This window comes from Rhizobium sp. Root708 (genome assembly GCF_001429725.1).
In the GTDB taxonomy this organism is placed as follows: domain Bacteria; phylum Pseudomonadota; class Alphaproteobacteria; order Rhizobiales; family Rhizobiaceae; genus Rhizobium.
In genome coordinates this window covers 143,085-159,965 of record NZ_LMHV01000042.1, presented here as the reverse complement: position 1 = coordinate 159,965, position 16,881 = coordinate 143,085, and the positions used below count along the sequence as shown (strand labels likewise).

Annotated in this window: 18 protein-coding genes; 9 read left to right on the top strand and 9 right to left on the bottom strand. The window is 61.7% G+C overall.

The features are described 5' to 3' along the window. Positions 1–2: 2 nt before the first annotated feature. The gene (locus tag ASE04_RS23435; RefSeq protein WP_056823433.1) at positions 3–2,072 is read left to right on the top strand and encodes a hypothetical protein; all 2,070 of its coding nucleotides are present in this window, start codon (positions 3–5) and stop codon (positions 2,070–2,072) included. 67 nt (positions 2,073–2,139) lie between these two features. Then, positions 2,140–2,565, top strand: a complete 426-nt coding sequence (locus ASE04_RS23430; protein WP_056823430.1) for a GNAT family N-acetyltransferase — start codon at positions 2,140–2,142, stop codon at positions 2,563–2,565. A gap of 4 nt (positions 2,566–2,569) precedes the next feature. On the opposite strand, the gene ASE04_RS23425 is transcribed toward ASE04_RS23430, so the two are convergent. Together ASE04_RS23425 and ASE04_RS23420 are read right to left on the bottom strand one after the other, a co-directional pair. Continuing rightward, positions 2,570–3,883 carry an MFS transporter gene (locus ASE04_RS23425; protein WP_056823427.1) on the bottom strand — a complete coding sequence of 438 codons (1,314 nt, stop codon included), beginning with the start codon at positions 3,881–3,883 and terminating at the stop codon, positions 2,570–2,572. An 83-nt stretch (positions 3,884–3,966) separates the two neighbouring features. Next, a complete protein-coding gene (locus tag ASE04_RS23420; protein ID WP_056823424.1) occupies positions 3,967–4,467 on the bottom strand; it encodes a GNAT family N-acetyltransferase in 501 nt (166 codons plus the stop codon). Between the two features lie 270 nt (positions 4,468–4,737). Here ASE04_RS23420 and ASE04_RS23415 point away from each other — a divergent pair, with 270 nt between their 5' ends. Then, positions 4,738–5,724 (top strand): glutathione S-transferase family protein, encoded by a 987-nt coding sequence (locus ASE04_RS23415; RefSeq protein WP_056823421.1) that lies wholly within the window; start codon positions 4,738–4,740, stop codon positions 5,722–5,724. Between the two features lie 17 nt (positions 5,725–5,741). On the opposite strand, the gene ASE04_RS23410 is transcribed toward ASE04_RS23415, so the two are convergent. Beyond that, positions 5,742–6,179, bottom strand: a complete 438-nt coding sequence (locus ASE04_RS23410) for an NUDIX domain-containing protein (RefSeq protein ID WP_082597458.1) — start codon at positions 6,177–6,179, stop codon at positions 5,742–5,744. Positions 6,180–6,289: 110 nt separating this feature from the next. On the opposite strand from ASE04_RS23410, the gene ASE04_RS23405 reads away from it, so the two are divergent. From ASE04_RS23405 to ASE04_RS23390, 4 genes are all read left to right on the top strand, one after another. Further along, the gene (locus ASE04_RS23405) at positions 6,290–7,198 is read left to right on the top strand and encodes a metallophosphoesterase family protein (RefSeq protein ID WP_056823415.1); all 909 of its coding nucleotides are present in this window, start codon (positions 6,290–6,292) and stop codon (positions 7,196–7,198) included. 157 nt (positions 7,199–7,355) lie between these two features. Beyond that, complete coding sequence (locus tag ASE04_RS23400; RefSeq protein ID WP_056824058.1) at positions 7,356–7,907, top strand: tetratricopeptide repeat protein; 552 nt, start codon at positions 7,356–7,358, stop codon at positions 7,905–7,907. 161 nt (positions 7,908–8,068) lie between these two features. Further along, positions 8,069–8,575, top strand: a complete 507-nt coding sequence (locus ASE04_RS23395; RefSeq protein ID WP_056823412.1) for an RNA polymerase sigma factor — start codon at positions 8,069–8,071, stop codon at positions 8,573–8,575. Positions 8,576–8,577: 2 nt separating this feature from the next. Continuing rightward, positions 8,578–9,414 (top strand): anti-sigma factor family protein, encoded by an 837-nt coding sequence (locus ASE04_RS23390; RefSeq protein ID WP_056823409.1) that lies wholly within the window; start codon positions 8,578–8,580, stop codon positions 9,412–9,414. A gap of 50 nt (positions 9,415–9,464) precedes the next feature. On the opposite strand, the gene leuA is transcribed toward ASE04_RS23390, so the two are convergent. Then, positions 9,465–11,180, bottom strand: coding sequence for a 2-isopropylmalate synthase (gene leuA, locus ASE04_RS23385; RefSeq protein ID WP_056823405.1), 1,716 nt, complete (start codon positions 11,178–11,180; stop codon positions 9,465–9,467). Positions 11,181–11,244: 64 nt separating this feature from the next. Between leuA and ASE04_RS31370 the strand changes: the two genes are divergently transcribed. Then, positions 11,245–11,541: a hypothetical protein gene (locus ASE04_RS31370; RefSeq protein WP_210172103.1), complete on the top strand. Its 297-nt coding sequence runs from the start codon at positions 11,245–11,247 to the stop codon at positions 11,539–11,541. Here the strand turns inward: ASE04_RS31370 and ASE04_RS23380 are convergent. Together ASE04_RS23380 and ASE04_RS23375 are read right to left on the bottom strand one after the other, a co-directional pair. Then, positions 11,512–12,696 carry a benzoate/H(+) symporter BenE family transporter gene (locus ASE04_RS23380; protein ID WP_056823402.1) on the bottom strand — a complete coding sequence of 395 codons (1,185 nt, stop codon included), beginning with the start codon at positions 12,694–12,696 and terminating at the stop codon, positions 11,512–11,514. The two genes, ASE04_RS31370 and ASE04_RS23380, sit on opposite strands and share 30 nt — an antisense overlap. Before the next feature lie 160 nt (positions 12,697–12,856). Beyond that, the gene (locus ASE04_RS23375) at positions 12,857–13,441 is read right to left on the bottom strand and encodes an ATP-dependent Clp protease proteolytic subunit (RefSeq protein ID WP_056823399.1); all 585 of its coding nucleotides are present in this window, start codon (positions 13,439–13,441) and stop codon (positions 12,857–12,859) included. A gap of 211 nt (positions 13,442–13,652) precedes the next feature. On the opposite strand from ASE04_RS23375, the gene ASE04_RS23370 reads away from it, so the two are divergent. Further along, positions 13,653–14,444: a DUF2076 domain-containing protein gene (locus tag ASE04_RS23370; RefSeq protein ID WP_056823396.1), complete on the top strand. Its 792-nt coding sequence runs from the start codon at positions 13,653–13,655 to the stop codon at positions 14,442–14,444. Positions 14,445–14,546: 102 nt separating this feature from the next. Here the strand turns inward: ASE04_RS23370 and queF are convergent, their stop codons facing one another. The 3 genes from queF to ASE04_RS23355 all read right to left on the bottom strand — a co-directional run bounded on the left by queF (position 14,547) and on the right by ASE04_RS23355 (position 16,872). After that, the gene (gene queF, locus ASE04_RS23365) at positions 14,547–15,011 is read right to left on the bottom strand and encodes a preQ(1) synthase (RefSeq protein WP_056823392.1); all 465 of its coding nucleotides are present in this window, start codon (positions 15,009–15,011) and stop codon (positions 14,547–14,549) included. Beyond that, positions 15,012–15,926: a CDF family cation efflux transporter EmfA gene (gene emfA / locus ASE04_RS23360; protein ID WP_056824055.1), complete on the bottom strand. Its 915-nt coding sequence runs from the start codon at positions 15,924–15,926 to the stop codon at positions 15,012–15,014. 226 nt (positions 15,927–16,152) lie between these two features. After that, on the bottom strand, positions 16,153–16,872 hold the full coding sequence (locus ASE04_RS23355) for a DUF2161 domain-containing phosphodiesterase (protein ID WP_056823389.1): 720 nt from the start codon (positions 16,870–16,872) through the stop codon (positions 16,153–16,155). Positions 16,873–16,881 lie beyond the last annotated feature (9 nt).

The following is a 16,881-nucleotide window of genomic DNA, read 5'->3' as shown; positions in this document are numbered from 1 at the left end:
ATATGACCGTCGCTTTTTCGCCTTTCGTTCCCTGGCCGATCCTGTCGGTGATTGCTGTTGTCGTGCTCGCTTTCGCAGCCTTCGCGATCTGGCGTTCCGTTCGCGGCGCCTGGATTCGCACCATTGCCGCGCTGGCGCTCCTGGCCGCGCTTGCCAATCCGCTGCTGCTGCAGGAGGATCGCGAGCAGCTGTCGACCGTGGTGCCTGTCATCGTCGACCGCAGCCAGAGCCAGCAGACGCCGGAGCGCGTCAAGATGACCAATGATGCGCTCGCTCAGCTCAAGGATCGATTGGCGCGCTTCCCGAATATCGAGCCGCGCTATGTCGATGCGACAGAGCCGGAAGATTCCGACGCCCCCTCGACGCGCCTGTTCAACGCGCTGTCGGCCGCCGTCGCCGACGTGCCGCCGGCGCGCATCGGCGGCGCGATCATGCTGACCGATGGCGAAGTCCACGACGTTCCCGGCGTCAACCAGGCACTCGGCTTCGACGCTCCCATTCACGGGCTGATCACTGGCAAGGCCAACGAGTTCGATCGCCGCATCGAAGTCATCAAGGCGCCGCGTTTCGGGATCGTCAACGAAGAACAGCAGCTGATCCTTCGCGTCTTCGATGACGGTCCGAGCCCCGGCGGAACCGCCGATGTTACCGTCAAGCTGAACGGCGACGAGATCGCCACGCTGCAGGCAACACCCGGACGCGACACGCCCTTCTCGTTCAAGGTCGAGCGTGGCGGCAGCAACGTCCTCGAATTTGCCGTGGCGCCGCTGCCCGGCGAAGTGACCGAGGCCAACAATCGCGCCGTTCACGTTATCGACGGCATCCGAGAGAACCTGCGCGTTCTGCTCGTCTCCGGCGAACCTCATGCCGGCGAGCGGGCCTGGCGCAATCTCCTGAAATCGGACGCCGCGGTTGATCTCGTGCACTTCACGATCCTGCGCCCGCCGGAAAAACAGGATGGCACGCCGATCAATGAGTTGTCGCTGATCGCGTTTCCGACACGCGAACTTTTCGTCGACAAGATCAAGGATTTCGACCTCATCATCTTTGATCGCTATCAGCACCGCGGCGTGCTGCCGATCCTCTACTACGACTACATCGCCCAATACGTCGAGAACGGCGGGGCCCTTCTGATCGCGGCTGGCCCCGAGCATGCCGGACAGGACTCCATCGCATTGACGCCATTGTCGTCGGTCCTGCCGGCTGCCCCAACCGGCCAGATGATCGAAAAGGCGTTCTATCCGCGACTGTCGGAAGAAGGACGCAAGCATCCCGTTACGCGCGGCCTCGATGGCTCCGGCGACGAGCCGCCGCATTGGGGACGCTGGTTCCGCAGCGTCGACGTCGAGCCGCCGCAGGGACAGACCGTCATGGTCGGCGCCGACAACCATCCCCTCCTGGTGCTCAACCGGGCGGGCCAGGGCCGCGTCGCCATGCTCCTGTCCGACCAGGGCTGGCTCTGGGCCCGTGGCTTCGAAGGCGGCGGTCCGCACGTCTCGCTCTACCGCAGGATCGCCCACTGGCTCATGAAGGAGCCAGCGCTCGAAGAGGAAGCGCTGACCGCCCGCGCCTCCGGCCGCACGCTCGAGATCACTCGCCAGACGATCGGCGACAATCCGGGAAGCGCGACGGTTCGCTATCCGTCCGGCCGCACCGAGACACTGCCGCTCGCGCAGGCGGAACCGGGTCTCTTCAAGGCCGACAAGAAGATGGATGAAATCGGCCTCTTCGAAATCCGCAACGGTGACCTGACGACGCTCGTCCATGTCGGTGCTGTCGATGCCCCCGAGTTCAAGGCGATGATCTCGACCAGCGACCTGCTGAAACCGATCGCCGACAAGAGCAAGGGGCTGGTCGCACGCGTATCGGATGACAAGGACGGGATTACCATTCCGCCTATCCTGCCCGTTCGCGGCCAGGTTCGTACCGCCGACGACGAGCGCATGCAGATCCGCCTAACCAATGAGACCGTGCTGAAGGGCATCAACACCCTGCCGCTCTTTGCGGGCTTTGCGGGTGTCGGCATCCTGCTGCTGGCATTCGGCGCCATGTGGTGGCGGGAAGGACGTTGACGGTTTTGCGCGCCGCCGGGGACTCTGATATCCGCTAGAGCCTCACCACATCGCCGGACGGTCTTCTATGCCCTCGCCAAAGCTCAAGGTCACCACGGTCCTGTCCAAGAAGGACAGGAAGCAGATCGCCGACAGGCTGATTGCCTACAACATCGAGCATTTCGGAGACAGCGATCGCCAGAAGCTGGCAATCCGGTTGCGCGATTATGCGGGCGTGCTTTCAGGCGGACTGGTCGGCTACACCGCCCGCGGATGGCTGTATGTGGAAATGCTCTTTGTGCCCGAAGAGATGCGTGGACAGGGCCTAGCCGGACAACTCCTGCAGATGGCCGAGGACGAAGCCAAGCGTCGCGGCTGCGTTGGTGCCTATATCGACACCATGAACCCGCTGGCGCTCGACGTTTACAAGCGCCAGGGCTACCAGCCGGTCGGATCGCTGGAGGAAATGACCGGCGGCCACTCCCTCACATGGCTCAAGAAACGGTTCTCGTAGGCGCTCAGCTCAGGGAGACCTGACGCGTCTCGGCATCGATCGCCAGGGCGGCAATGGCAGCCGCGACGAGGAATCCAGCGAAAAGCCCGATCGCTATGCCGAGCCCCTCTGAAACCACGAGCGTCATCAGGGACGGTGCGACGAGCCCGCCGAGTCTTGCGACCGCGCCTGCGGTTCCCATCCCCGTGGCCCGCGAGGCGGTCGGATAAAGCTCCGGTGTATAAGCGTAGAGAGCGCCCCAGGTGCCGAGCAGCGCAAAGCTCATGAGCAGCAGCGAGGCACCGACCATAAGATCGTTGGCAGCGGCGACGAAAAGCAGGCAGCCGGCGGCCGAAAGCAGCGAAAACGCCACGAGCGTCGGCCGGCGGCCCCAGCGCTCCACACCATAGGCAGCCAGCGCATAGCCGGGAATCTGCGCAAGCGCGACGAAAACCAGGAAACCGTACCCTCGCACGAAACCGAAACCACCACCGGCAAGCTTCGCCGGCATCCAGGTGAAGACACCGTAATAGGACACCGATACCAGAAACCAGATGGCGAGGATGAGGATGCTGCGCCGACGAAGCGCCGGCGAAAACAATCCTTCCGAGGATGGCGAATGGACCGCGACGATCTCGTCCTGTGGGCCGAGCGGCGCCCTTCCGTTCAAGGTCATCATCCGGTTCACGATCGTCTTCGCATCGTCAGGACGGCCGCTCCGCAGCAGGTATAGCGGTGATTCAGGCACGAAGAACCTCAGAACAAGGCCGACGAGCGCCGGCAGCGCCGTGACGGCAAAGATATAGCGCCATGCATCGGCGACGCCCGCAACACTTGCGGCCCAGGCGGCCAGCGCTACGATCAGCGTGCCGATCGCCCAGAAGCCCTCCAGCGCCACCAGCCAGCGACCGCGACTTTTCGCCGGCAGGAACTCGGCCATCATCGCATAATCGACCGGCAGCGTGCCGCCGACGGCCATGCCGGTGAAAAAGCGTAGAACGAGCAGAGCGGCAAAGCTCGGCGCGAAAATCGAAAGCGCGCCGAACAGCGCATCGGCGGCGACCGTCAGGATCAACACCTTCCGACGCCCGATCCTGTCGGCAATCCTGCCGAACGCGAAGGCCCCGATGAGCATTCCGAGAAAGAACAGCGTGCCGGTCTGCAGCGCCTGCGGCACGGACAATCCGAACGTTGCCGCGATCGACGCCGCGGTAAATCCGACCGCCAGAACCTGCATCGCATCAGCCGCCCAGACGAGGCCGAATACGCCGAGAAGCCGCCATTGAAATGCGCCGGTGCCTGCCCGGTCCAGCGCCTCGTCCATCGAAATCCGAGCCATTCTTCTCCCTCAGCGCGGGCGATCCTCCTCGTCGCCACCAAAGGCCGCGACAACCCGCATACAAGCGCTCTAACGCAAGCGTGCTATGGGCGCCAGCCGATATTTCCCTTGAGGCGTGCATGAACATCATCGGCAAGCGGCACGACGAGGACACGCGCCGGGTCGACAGGACCAGGAAACGTCAGCGCATTGTAGGCAACTTTTTCGAAGCCGAGCGGGGAGTAATAGGGCGGATCGCCGACCAGAATGACAGCTTCCGAACCCTTGCGCCGGGCTGCTTCGACCGCGATCCGAACGAGTTCGCGTCCGATGCCTCGGCTCTTGTGGGAGGGACGCACAGCCAGCGGCCCGAGCAGATGTCCCGTCACCTCACCGGCTGCGACAGGCGTCATCCGCACCGAAGCAATCGTCTCGCCGTCGTCCGCGCAGATGAAGGAAAGAGCCAGATCATGTGGCCCCTGCTCGCGAATCCGCGCTGCGGCTCGAGTATGCCGACCGGGACCGAATGCTTCTTCGTTGATGTGTTCGATGGCTGCGTCGTGCGACGCGTCCTCAGTGAGGTAGACCAGATCGTGCTTGTGCATGATGAGACAGAAACCGGATAGACGAATTAAGAGGATCTCGAACACGCCCTTGGGCGTTCGGGAGCATCAGCGTCGTCGCAGGTTTCTTGGTGCAAACATCAATCGGTTCCTGAAATGTAACATGGCCGATAGCAGGAAAAAATTCGCTCGTCCAATGGAAAAACGAAAGCAACGTGAGCGTCGTGACACACTGTTCAATGTTTTCCGCCCTGCAAAAGATGCCGAGCTGCGATATCTATTTCTCAACACAAGATTGAAGGATGAAAGCCGATGGGCAAGCTGGTCGACGGAGTATGGCAGGACGTCTGGTACGACACCAAGGAGACGAAAGGGCATTTCAAGCGCGCGGCGTCCCAGTTCCGCAATTGGATAACCCCGGACGGCAGTGCCGGTCCCTCAGGCGAAGCGGGCTTCAAGGCGGAGGCCGGTCGTTATCATCTTTACGTCTCTCTCGCCTGCCCCTGGGCCCACAGAACCCTGATCTTCCGCGAGCTGAAAAAGCTGGAGGATTTCATATCGGTCTCGGTCGTCGATCCGCTGATGCTGGAGAACGGCTGGGAGTTCAAGGTCGGAGATGGCGCGACAGGCGATAGTCTCTTCGGCGCCAAGGCGCTCTGGGAGATCTACGTCAAGGCCGATCCGCACTACTCGGGCCGCGTGACCGTGCCCGTGTTGTGGGACAAGCAGAAAGGCACCATCGTCAACAACGAGTCGGCGGAAATCATCCGCATGTTCAACAGCGCCTTTGATCATCTGACCGGATCGACCCTGGACCTTTATCCAAGCGACCTGCGCTCCGAGATCGATGAGTTGAACGCGCTCGTCTACGACACCGTCAACAACGGCGTCTACAAGGCGGGATTTGCGACCACACAGGACGCCTATGCCGAAAGTGTCGCGACGCTGTTTGAAACGCTGGACACGCTTGAAGATCGTCTGGGCAAGGGCCGGTATCTCTTCGGCGACCGTCTGACGGAGGCGGACTGGCGGCTCTTCACGACGCTTGTGCGTTTCGACCCCGTCTATGTCGGTCACTTCAAGTGCAACATCCGCCGGATCGACGACTATCCGAACCTGTCGGGGTACCTGCGCGACCTGTACCAGACACCGGGTGTCAAGGAGACGGTGAACTTCCGTCACATCAAGGACCACTACTACCGCAGCCACAAGACCATCAATCCGACCGGGATCGTGCCTGTCGGTCCCGCGCTCGATCTCGATCGCCCGCATGGCCGCAGCGCGAAAGCCGCGGCCTGAGGCTGTCAGGCGGCGAACTACCAGATATGGGCGGGCTCGTGCTCGCTCGTCAGCTCGGCGATCCGGCGATGGGTCGCCGATGTCGTTTGGGCGGGAAGGTTGTCGAGCGCGAAGAAACCGCATTCGACGATCTCGCGATCCGGCGGGCGCGGCGCGGTCTGCTCGACCGTCGCACGATAAAAGAGGATGTGGTCGCGCCGGCTCGATGAGGTGTTGAAGTAGACGTGGAACAGCTCCGGACGACCGACGATCCGCAGATTGCCCTCCTCGCGCAACTCCTTGACCAGGGCCTCCTGAGCGACTTCATTGCGCTCGACGCCGCCACCCGGCATGTGCCAGCCGGGAACGTAGCTGTGGCGAACGAGGAAGATGCGCCCCTCCGCGTCAAAGCACGCAGCCCTGACCCCGACGGTCATTCCGCGCGTCATCGCGAAGTAAACATGGACAAAGCGCATCAACAATCGTGACTGCCAGGGGCGGATTTCTTTCACGCGACTTCCAATTCCATCAATCCGTTCAAGCAGATGTGTTTGAATTGCGATCATCCTGGTCTATGTGTGCACACATGTTCAAGCTTGCACACATATCGGATGTACACCTCGGCCCCTTGCCTCGGCTATCCATCCGCGAACTCTTTTCAAAACGCATCACAGGCTTTGTGAACTGGCATCGAAACCGGCGCAAGCATCTTTTCGGCAGCACGCTGGATGTTTTGCTGGACGACATTCGCGCCAGGGAGGTCGATCATCTCGCGGTAACCGGCGATCTCGTGAACCTCGCAAGCGGCATCGAGATTCGCGCGGCCGCAAACTGGCTGCAGGAACTCGGCGACCCCCGGGACAATTCGGTCGTACCCGGCAACCATGATGCCTATGTCCCCGGCGCCTACGAGAAAACGATGCGCGCCTGGTACGAATACGTTCGCGGCGATCTGGCGCCCGAGGAATGGCAGGAAGATCGCCATATCTTTCCGTATCTCAGAATTCGCGGAAAGGTCGCGATCGTCGGCTGCTCGACCGCGGTTGCGACACCGCCCTTTGCCGCCAGCGGCTTCTTCGGAAGCCGGCAGGCGCGCGACACGGTCAACATGCTGCGCGCCGCCGGCGAAGCCGGCCTGTTTCGCGTCGTGATGATCCACCACCCGCCGATCCGTGGCGCAACATCCTTTCACAAGCGGATGATCGGCATACGTCGCTTCGCCGCCATGATTTCCACCGGTGGGGCGGAACTGGTCCTGCACGGCCATACCCATCTCAACACGTTGCACTGGCTGCGCGGACAGACCGGCCCGGTGCCCGTCGTCGGCATCGCCTCGGCCTCCCAGGGACCAGGCGGCATCAAGCCGGCCGCCGCATACAATCTCTTCAGCATCGACGGCTCGCCGGGAGCCTGGAAGCTCAAGGCCGAGCGCTTCAGCCTGAACGCGACCGGAGACAATGTTCAGCAGGAAAGCGTCGTCGTTCTCGATACTTAGGCGCATTGGCGGAATCAGTTTCCCCGCAAGCTGAATCATTTTGTGAGGATCGCGGCGCTCGCATCGGCGTCGGCGCACTTCCCCCTTGGTATTTCTCAATCTCGGCGTACAATTCTCAAATCGACGCAGTTTCCAAGGGAGTTACAGCATGCATTCGATGCCCAATCGGTTCCGCGGTCTCCTCCTGGCCGGCTGCCTCACTGTCGCGTTTTCCGCCCCCGCATTCGCCGCCGGCGAAGAGAGCGACGAGACGAAACCGCCCCCGAAAACCGAAACGACAACGAAGTGCGCGGACGGCAAGATTTGGGACAAGAAGCGCAAGGAATGCGTCACCCCCAAGAAGAGCAGCTTCAACGATGAAGACCTCTACAAGGCGGCGCGCGAGTTTGCCTATGCCGGCCAGTACCAGAATGCCATCAACGTGCTGACGCTGGCATCGAACCAGAACGACCCTCGCATCCTCAACTATCTCGGCTACGCCAATCGCAAGGCCGGCCGGATGGAGCTTGGGATGTCGTATTACCGCAAGGCATTGCAGGCCGATGCCAATTATATTCTGGCGCGGTCATATATGGGACAAGCTTTGATGGAACAGGGAGACGAACAGGGAGCGCGCGTCCAGCTCGTCGAGATCCGTGATCGCGGCGGCGAGAACAGCTGGGCATACCGTTCGCTTCTTCAATCGTTGAACGGCTACCGCACCTACTGAACGCGGGCGGGCTGAATGAAGAAAATGCTTTAAGAACCCGTGAGATAAGCCGCCATGTGCTTGCGAAGCATCGGCGAATTGTTTCATAAAGGACACAGAGACCGGAAAAGCGATTTTATGCCGGGCGGCAATCAGGCGCCCGAGCATCTTTTGGAAAGACTATGCGTCAACCCGCGACGACAATCGATATCAGGCGTGACCTTGTAGGGTTACTTCCCAGGCTGCGCCGGTTTGCGATAGCGATTGCCGGCGATGCGGCATGGGCTGACGAACTCGTCCAGGGCACCTGTCAACGCGCCGTCACGCGCAGCAACCAGTGGAACGGCGAAGGCCGCCTGGAAAGCTGGGTGTACGGCCTGCTGCGTCAGCAGTGGACGGAGGAAAACCGTCGCCGCAGACCGCAGTCGGCGTCACGATCGAATGTCACGGATATCCGCCAGGCCGCGCGCGAGCGCACGTCAGCGGTCGATCCCGACGCCATTCATCGAATGATTGCCGAAATGCCCGAGGGTCTCTGTAGCGCCTTCCTGCTTGTCGTGGTCGAAGGCCATACCTATCAGCAGGCCGCCGACATCATGGGCGTCACCGCTGCAATCATCGTTTCACAACTGGCCCTTGCGAAGCTGCACTTCGCCAGCCTGGCCGACGAACACCCGCACAGGTACTGAGTTTGCTGGATTTCAAGAAACTGCCGCTCGACGCTCAATTGACCGCCCTCCTCGACGGGGAGACCACACCGGAGCAGAAGCACGAGCTGGAACAGCGCCTGGCAACAGACGATGGCGCGAGAAGACTGTACGACAAGATGCGCAACGGCGCTGATTTCGGACGGCACCGACTGGAGGACGTCCTGAAGGAGCCAGTTCCGCTGGCACTGGTTCGTTCGATCAAGAGCGTGCAGCCGCCGAAGGCGCCGCTGGCGCCGCGTTCGGCTCGCCCCTCGCTGAAGCTTGCGCCTACGGGCCGCCAATCCCTGGCTGCCGCGATCATTCTTTTGATCGCCGGCTGCGGTATCGGCTACTTCGCGGCAAATAGCCGTGACAGTGCATCCTCGCAGCAAGTCACCGAGACATCCGGCTCGACCAACCAATGGCTGACGGATGTCGTCGCATATCAAAGACTGATTTCGCGCCAGCCTCGCCACCTTGTCGAAGTTCCGGCGTTTCAGGCCGAGGAAATCTCGAGCTGGCTGACATCGACGGTCGGCGTTGCGTTCCGTATTCCCGACCTCGTCGCCAGCGGCTGGACGTTCCAGGGCGCGCGCGTCGTGTTGGGAGACGGTCGCCCGGTCGGTCAGCTCATCTACACAAGTTCCGATGGCGATATCGCGACGATCTGTTTCCGCAAGGACGGACAGCCTGACGACACCGAGGATTTCCGGGAAACGATCCACGACGAGATCGGTCTGGTGACGTGGCACAATGCCGGAACGTCCTACGTTCTGGTCGGCCCCTCGTCGGAGGCGTCCCTCGGTCAGCTCGCCATGCAGATCGCCACGGCACTCTGATCTGATAGGCAGGCACCGATGCGGCGCCTGCCTTGTCTATTTCCCTAGCCTCAGGCCTTTCCGGCCCTTACCTCGAGCACGCGGTTCGCCGCGGAGACGATCGCCTCCAGCGACGCGCCGACAATGTTGGTGCTGATGCCGGCGCCGAAGAGCTTACCATCAGGATAGGACGTCTCGACGTAGGAGATGGCGGCAGCGTTCGAACCATGCTGCAACGAATGCTCCGAGTAATCCTCGACCGACATCTCGATGCCGAGATACTGCGAGAGTGCGTTGATGAAGCCATCGACCGGACCATTGCCGTTGCCTTCGATACGCTTCGTCTCACCATTATCGGTGATCTCGGCGGCAACGATACGCTGTCCCTTGCGATCAGGGTCGGCATAGGTGTGGTGGTCGACGAACTTGATGCGACCTTCCGGCTGCGTCACGTAGCGCTCGATGAAGCGGTCGTAGATCTTTCGCGACGGCAATTCCTTGCCCTCTTCGTCGGTGATCCGCTGAATGTCTTCGCGGAACTCGACCTGCAGATTGCGCGGCAGGTTCAAGCCGTAGTCCTGCTGCAGGATGTAGGCGATACCGCCCTTGCCCGACTGCGAGTTGATGCGAATGATCGCCTCGTACGAACGGCCCACGTCCTGCGGATCGATCGGCAGGTAAGGCACTTCCCAGACTGGGTGATTGGCGACCTTGATCGCCTTCATGCCCTTGTTGATGGCGTCCTGGTGCGAACCGGAGAAAGCCGTATAGACCAGTTCTCCGACGTAAGGGTGGCGCTCGCCGATCGGCATCTGGTTCGAATATTCGAACACTTCCTTCATGCGCACGATGTCGGAGCAGTCGATCTCCGGATCGACGCCCTGCGTGAACATGTTCAACGCCATGGTAACGACGTCGACATTGCCGGTGCGCTCGCCGTTACCGAACAAAGTGCCTTCGACACGATCGGCGCCGGCCAGCAACGCCAGTTCGGCGGCAGCGATGCCGGTGCCGCGGTCGTTGTGCGGATGCAGCGAAATGATCAGGTTCTCGCGGTTGTCGAGGTTGCGGCACATCCACTCGATCTGGTCGGCATAGACGTTCGGCGTCGCCATCTCGACTGTCGACGGCAGGTTGATGATCAGCTTGTTGTCTGGCGTCGGCTTCATCTCGGCGATGACGGCGTTGCAAATCTCCAGCGCCACGTCGAGTTCGGTGCCGGTGAAGCTCTCCGGCGAATATTCGAAGCGGTAACCGCCGCCGGCCTTCGCCGCCATGTCGGAGATCATCTTCGCCGCGTCGACGGCGATCCCCTTGATGCCCTGGACGTCCTTGGCGAACACCACGCGACGCTGCAACTCGCTGGTCGAATTGTAAAAGTGAACGATCGGACGGTTCGCGCCTTCCAGCGCCTCGAACGTACGCGTGATCAGCTCCGGACGGCACTGCACCAGCACCTGCAGCGAGACGTCGTCAGGCACATTGCTCTGCTCGACGCACCACCGCGCGAAGTCGAAGTCGGTCTGCGAGGCCGAGGGGAAGCCGATCTCGATTTCCTTGAAACCCATGTCGAGCAGCAGCTGGAACATCCGGGCCTTGCGGTCGTGGCCCATCGGGTCGACCAGCGCCTGGTTGCCGTCGCGCAGATCCACCGAACACCAGATCGGCGCCTTGGTCAGCGTCTTGGTCGGCCAGGTGCGATCGGGGATGTTGACCTGCGGATAGGCGCGATACTTGACCGCCGCCTCAGGCATGCCTTTGGTTTGGGAACGGGTGTTCGTGTCCATGTCTTCTCTTCCTCTTCCCGTCATCTGGCCAGCCGCGTCATAGCGTATCGGGTCTGGCTTGGCGATGACGAATCCGGTGCTGATGCATCCGGTTGATCAGTTTTCGGGATTGGTCACGAGGAGCGATGGCCTGGGCGGGCTTTCGGCCGCCGGGCGCTCCTCAACGGACCCGGCAACCGCGCGTAAGGCCGAGGAGAAGAAGCGAGGTCAGGGCGCGCGTATTGTCGCGCAGGGCGATGCGCCCGCGTGCAATCTGCTCAGAAATCATGATGCCCGTGTTCTTCATGGCAGCGTGTATAGCCGGGGTACAAAAAACTGGCAATCCCTCCGTCTATTTTTTCGCCGCTTGCACAAAACGTGACAGCGCCAGCATCAACCCGCCGGCGAGCAATCCCCAGAACGCGCCGGAGATACCGGCGAAGGAAACACCCGATGCCGTCACCAGGAACGTGATCGCCGCAGCCTCCCGCGACTCCGGCGCCTGAAAGGCGGCCATTGCCGAACCCGAGAAGGCACCGACCAGCGCCAGACCGGCCACCGCCTGGATCAGAATCGGCGGCGCCAGCGCAACGAAGGTGGTGACCGCACCGGCGAGCAGCCCGAGGATGACATAGGAGATCCCCGAGACGAGCACGGCCCAATAACGCCGCGCGGGATCGGGATGCGCATCCTGGCCTGCGCACATCGCCGCCGTGATGGCGGCGAGGTTCACGGCATGGCCGCCAAAAGGCGCGGCCATGATCGAGAACAGCCCGGTCACCGAAAAGAGCGGCCCGGGCTTCGGCTCATAGCCGTTCACCTTCAGCACCGCGATACCGGGAATGTTCTGCGAGGCCATCGTCACGATGAAAAGCGGCAGGGCGATCGAAATGAAGGCCGGCAGATTGAACACAGGCCTCACGAACTCGACCGGCGGCCGCAGCGCCTGTTCGAGCGAACCCATCGCTCCATCGGGAATGTCGACGCCGAAAGCGACGACCAGCACGAAAGCCGCAAGGGCTGCCGGCACGGCCCAGAGCCGCTTGAATGCGCCGACGACGATCCACGCCAGCACGATCGGCAGGCCAAGCAGCGGGTTGAACCCGATCGCCTTGACGGGCGCGAAGCACAGGCCGATCAGCACACCGGCAAGCATCGCGTTGGCCAGCGGCGCGGGGATTGCCGCAACCGCGCGACCGAGCGGCTTGAACAGACCGGCAACGACGATCAGCACCGCACAGATGAGAAACGCCCCGACCGCCGCATTGAAGCCTCCCTCGACAACACCGGTACTGGCAAGCAAGGCTCCGCCCGGCGTGGACCAGGCGATGCTGATCGGCAGCCGCGTCACAGTGCTGAGCACGATCGCGCAAAGTCCGAGCGCAATCGACAATGCCATGAGGCCCGACGCCGCCTGCGCATCCGTCGCGCCGACACTTTGCAGGCCGTGGAGGACAACCGCGAAGGAACTGGCAAACCCCACGAAGGTGGTGAGGACGCCCATGAAAAGGGCCTGGATGGAGAAGTCTTTGAGCATGGCAGGACTCGGGCGAACGGAAGTCCGCATGGAAGCCGGATCAAGCAAGCTTGCGCAAGTGCAAATCCACGCCAAATCGCCCTGCGATGGGTGGGTCGCCAAAAACAAAAGCGCCCCCGCCGGCCTTCCGGCAAGCGAGGGCGCTTCAGATCGTACGAAATCAGATATCGGACTGGGACGTCACGATACGCGAAACGAGGCCGTAAGCCTTCGCTTCTTCAGCGGACAACCAGTAGTCGCGATCGGTATCGGCCGCGATCTTCTCGTAAGACTGGCCTGTCGCCTCAGACATGATCTTGTTCAGGCGCTCGTTCATCTTGATGATCTCGCGAGCCTGGATCTCGATGTCCGATGCCATGCCGCGCGTGCCGCCGGACGGCTGGTGCAGCAGGAAGCGTGTGTTCGGCAGGCAAAGGCGCTGCTCTTTCGGAGCCGCGACATAGATCAGCGCGCCGGCCGATGCGACCCAGCCCGTTCCGATCATCCAAACCTTCGGCTTGATGAACTTGATCATGTCGTGGATCGAATCGCCGGACTCGACATGGCCGCCGGGCGAATTGACGTAGATGCGAATGTCGTCATCGCTGGCGGCGGCAAGCGCCACGAGCTGCGAGCAGACCTTCTGCGCCAGTTCCTGATTGATCGGTCCATAGATGAAGATGGAACGCGACTTGAAAAGGTTCGCCTCCGTTTCCTTGCCGAGCGGCAGTTCCTTCGTCTTGTCGTCCTGGTCTTCGTCGTTCATTCGAACCTCTCTCACGTGAATTCGGGTTCCCCGCACATAGTGCGACTCAATGCGTAAAACAATGCGAGAAAAAGACAAGCCACGGAACGGGTGAACATATGGTTAGGCCGCCTACGACTTACGGAAATGTAACTTCGCGCGGCTTTGAAAAGTCGAAATCCATTCCTACGTCCTTCTTAGCGAAAGATCGCAAGAAACAAGGAGACTGGCCATGTCACCCGAAGAACGCCAACTGCTGACGGCTCTTTTCGAGCGCGTCCGCACCGCATCGGCAACGCCGCGTGACCATGACGCCGAAGCGCTGGTCGACCAGTCAACACGCGAGCAGCCCTATGCCGCCTATTATCTCGCGCAGGCCGTGATCATTCAGGAAAAAGGGCTCGAAGCGGCGGCCAACCACATCAAGCAACTGGAAGAGCGCATTCGCCTGCTCGAAGCCGACCAGAGCGATTACCACAAGGCCGAACAGGGCGGCGGCTTCCTGAGCTCGATCTTCGGCAGCAGCCAAACCCCGCAACAGCCATCGGCACCGCAGCCCTCTTCCGGCCCATGGGGAAGCGCGCCACGCCAGCAAATTCAGCAGGATCGGGGCTTCGACGCGCCCCGCACCATGCCGCAACAGCCAAGCGGTCCCTGGACCCCGCAGGCAGCGGCACCTTCAGCCGGTGGCAGCTTCCTGCAAGGCGCTCTCGGCACGGCGGCCGGTGTTGCCGGCGGCATGTTGCTCGCCAATTCGCTGAGCGGGATCTTTGGAAATCACATGTCGTCGCTCGGTTTGGGCTCGCCGCTATCAGGCAACAACCCTTTCGGAAACGCACCGACCGAGGAAACCGTCATCAACAACTATTTCAACAATGATGGTGACAAGCAGCAGGCGGCGGACAACACCCAGGACAATAACAACGACGACAGTAACGACGCCGGAGTGCAGCAGGCCGACTACGATACCGGCGACGACGACACGCCCGACTTCGACAGCAGCGACGACAGCTTCAACGCCTGAAGCCTTGGCTGAAAACTTGAAACGCCGGACATAGGCCCGGCGTTTAGGAGAGTGACCTCATCTACCGCGACGCGGCCAAACGGCCCATCACGTCACCCGGCCTCAACCGCGGCCGCGATAGGTCGCGACACCCTGATCTGGCAGCCATACACCCTCAGGTGGCTTGCCGGTCTGCCAGAAGACATCGATCGGAATGCCGCCGCGTGGATACCAATAGGCGCCGATGCGCAGCCACTTCGGATCGAGCAGCTCGACCAGGCGCTTGGCGATGTAGATCGAGCAATCCTCGTGGAAGGCCCCATGATTGCGGAAGGAATGCAGGAAGAGCTTCAGCGCCTTCGATTCCACCAGCCATTCGTTCGGGATGTAGTCAATGACGATGTGGGCGAAATCAGGCTGCCCGGTCATCGGGCAGAGCGAGGTGAACTCTGGCGCGGTGAAGCGCACCACATAATCGGTGCCGGCATTGCCGGCGGGCACCTTTTCGAGCACGGCCGTTTCCGGCGATGTCGGTGCTTCGGTCTGTTTTCCCAGCATGGACAGGCTGGAAACGTCGGTATTGGGCATTCAAGCCTCCTTGATGACTTTGACGCGGATGCCGTGGGCTTTTTCCCCTTCCGGCTCGACGTGAATGGCGATGCTGGAGCCCGGATGCACGGTACGGATGGCATCTTCAAGGCGATCGCAGATATCGTGCGCCTGCCTTACAGACATCGCCGCAGGTACGACAAGATGGAAATCGATAAAGGTGACGGCGCCTGCGCGTCGCGTCTTCAGGTCGTGCACGCCGATGGAGCCGGAAGCATGGGTCGCGATCGCCTGCTTGATCGCCTCCTCCTCCTCCGGCTCGACCGCCTGATCCATCAGGCCGCCGATCGAATGAGAGATCACCTTCCAGCCCTGATAGAGAATATTGAGCGCGACCAGAATAGCGAGCAGCGGGTCGAAGATCGCGTAACCGGTGGCGAGCGCCAGCAACAGGCCGATTAGGACGCCAACCGACGTCACGACATCGGACATGATGTGCTGGCCATCGGCCGTCAGCGCCGCCGAGCGATACCTGCGCCCTGTCGTGATCAGGAGCCGCGCCCAGATGGCGTTGATCACGCCGGCGATGAAGTTGATCGCCAGACCGAGCACCGGCGCATCGAGCATGCGGGGATCGGCGAGATGGCCGACCGCCTCGTTGACGATCAAAAGTGCTGCCACGACGATCAGGACACCCTCGGTCACCGCCGAAAGATATTCGGCCTTGTGGTGGCCAAACGGATGGTCGTGATCCGCCGGCTTTTGCGCGTAACGGATCACGAAGAAAGCGATGAAGGCGGCGACCACATTGACCGTCGATTCCAGTCCATCCGACAGCAGCGCGACCGAGCCGGTCACCCACCACGCCACCATCTTCAGGCCCATCACGCCGAGCGACATCGGGATCCCCCAAAGCGCCAGCCGCCGAACCGTGAGATTGCCCTTTTCGTCCATTTTCATCCCCTGCGCAGATATCGGTGCGGATGCGAATGAATTGCAGAAACCAGCCCATTCAAACGCAAAACCGCCCGCGCGAAAATCGCGCAGGCGGCCAACGGGGCCCATATGTGTGATAGCGCATATTTTGTCAAACCGGACTCGGAAGAAAGTTGGAAAGACCACGTTTTTCTGCGGCCAGCCTGCCGTGGTATCCAAGCGGCCGGCGGCACCCGGGCCGGAATTACGATGGCTTTTCGGAGAGACCGACGGAGTCGGGCAGCGCAGCACTTGAGATCTCGTCGGTCGTGCCAATCGATTGCGGCCAACGAACAAGCGCTGCTTCGCCCCCTGCCGTCAGTGCATAAACACCCTTATCTTGCCGCTCGAACCAGCCGTAGACATTGCCGAGCAAAATCTTCCCCGCATCCGGGGCCCACTCTTTCATGTCGCGCGGCCGCATCAGCCCCTGCTGGAGCGCTGCGGCGCAGAGCAGCGCCCGTTGGCGATAGGCAGTCATGACAGGTGCGCGCGTACTGCCGCCGATCGCGGGGTCGCCGCGGCGGCGCTGATGCTCCCTGACGAGACGCGACCGGCGTTTCGGATTGGTGCGCGGCATCGGTGAGACAGAGCTGACGATGATGCTGACCTCGCCGGTATCGGAGACACCGAGCATACCGATCCCCAGCCGCCGGCACAGATCACGGTAGCGCTTGTCAGCTTCGCGCCCGCGTCCCTTCGCGGACACGCGGGCGGCAATCCAGACCTCGTCGCTCATCGCAGCTCGATCGACCGCCTGCAGGATGAGTTCAAGGTTGAAACTGAGCTTCAGCTCGCACACCACGACAACTGGCGTCTCCCCCGCACTGAGGCCCACCAGATCGCAGCCGCCGATCTCGCCTTTGACCTCATAGCCCGCAGCCTCCAGAAAGGCTTTGACCGGCAGATAGAGCGAGGTTTCCATCTGGACCTG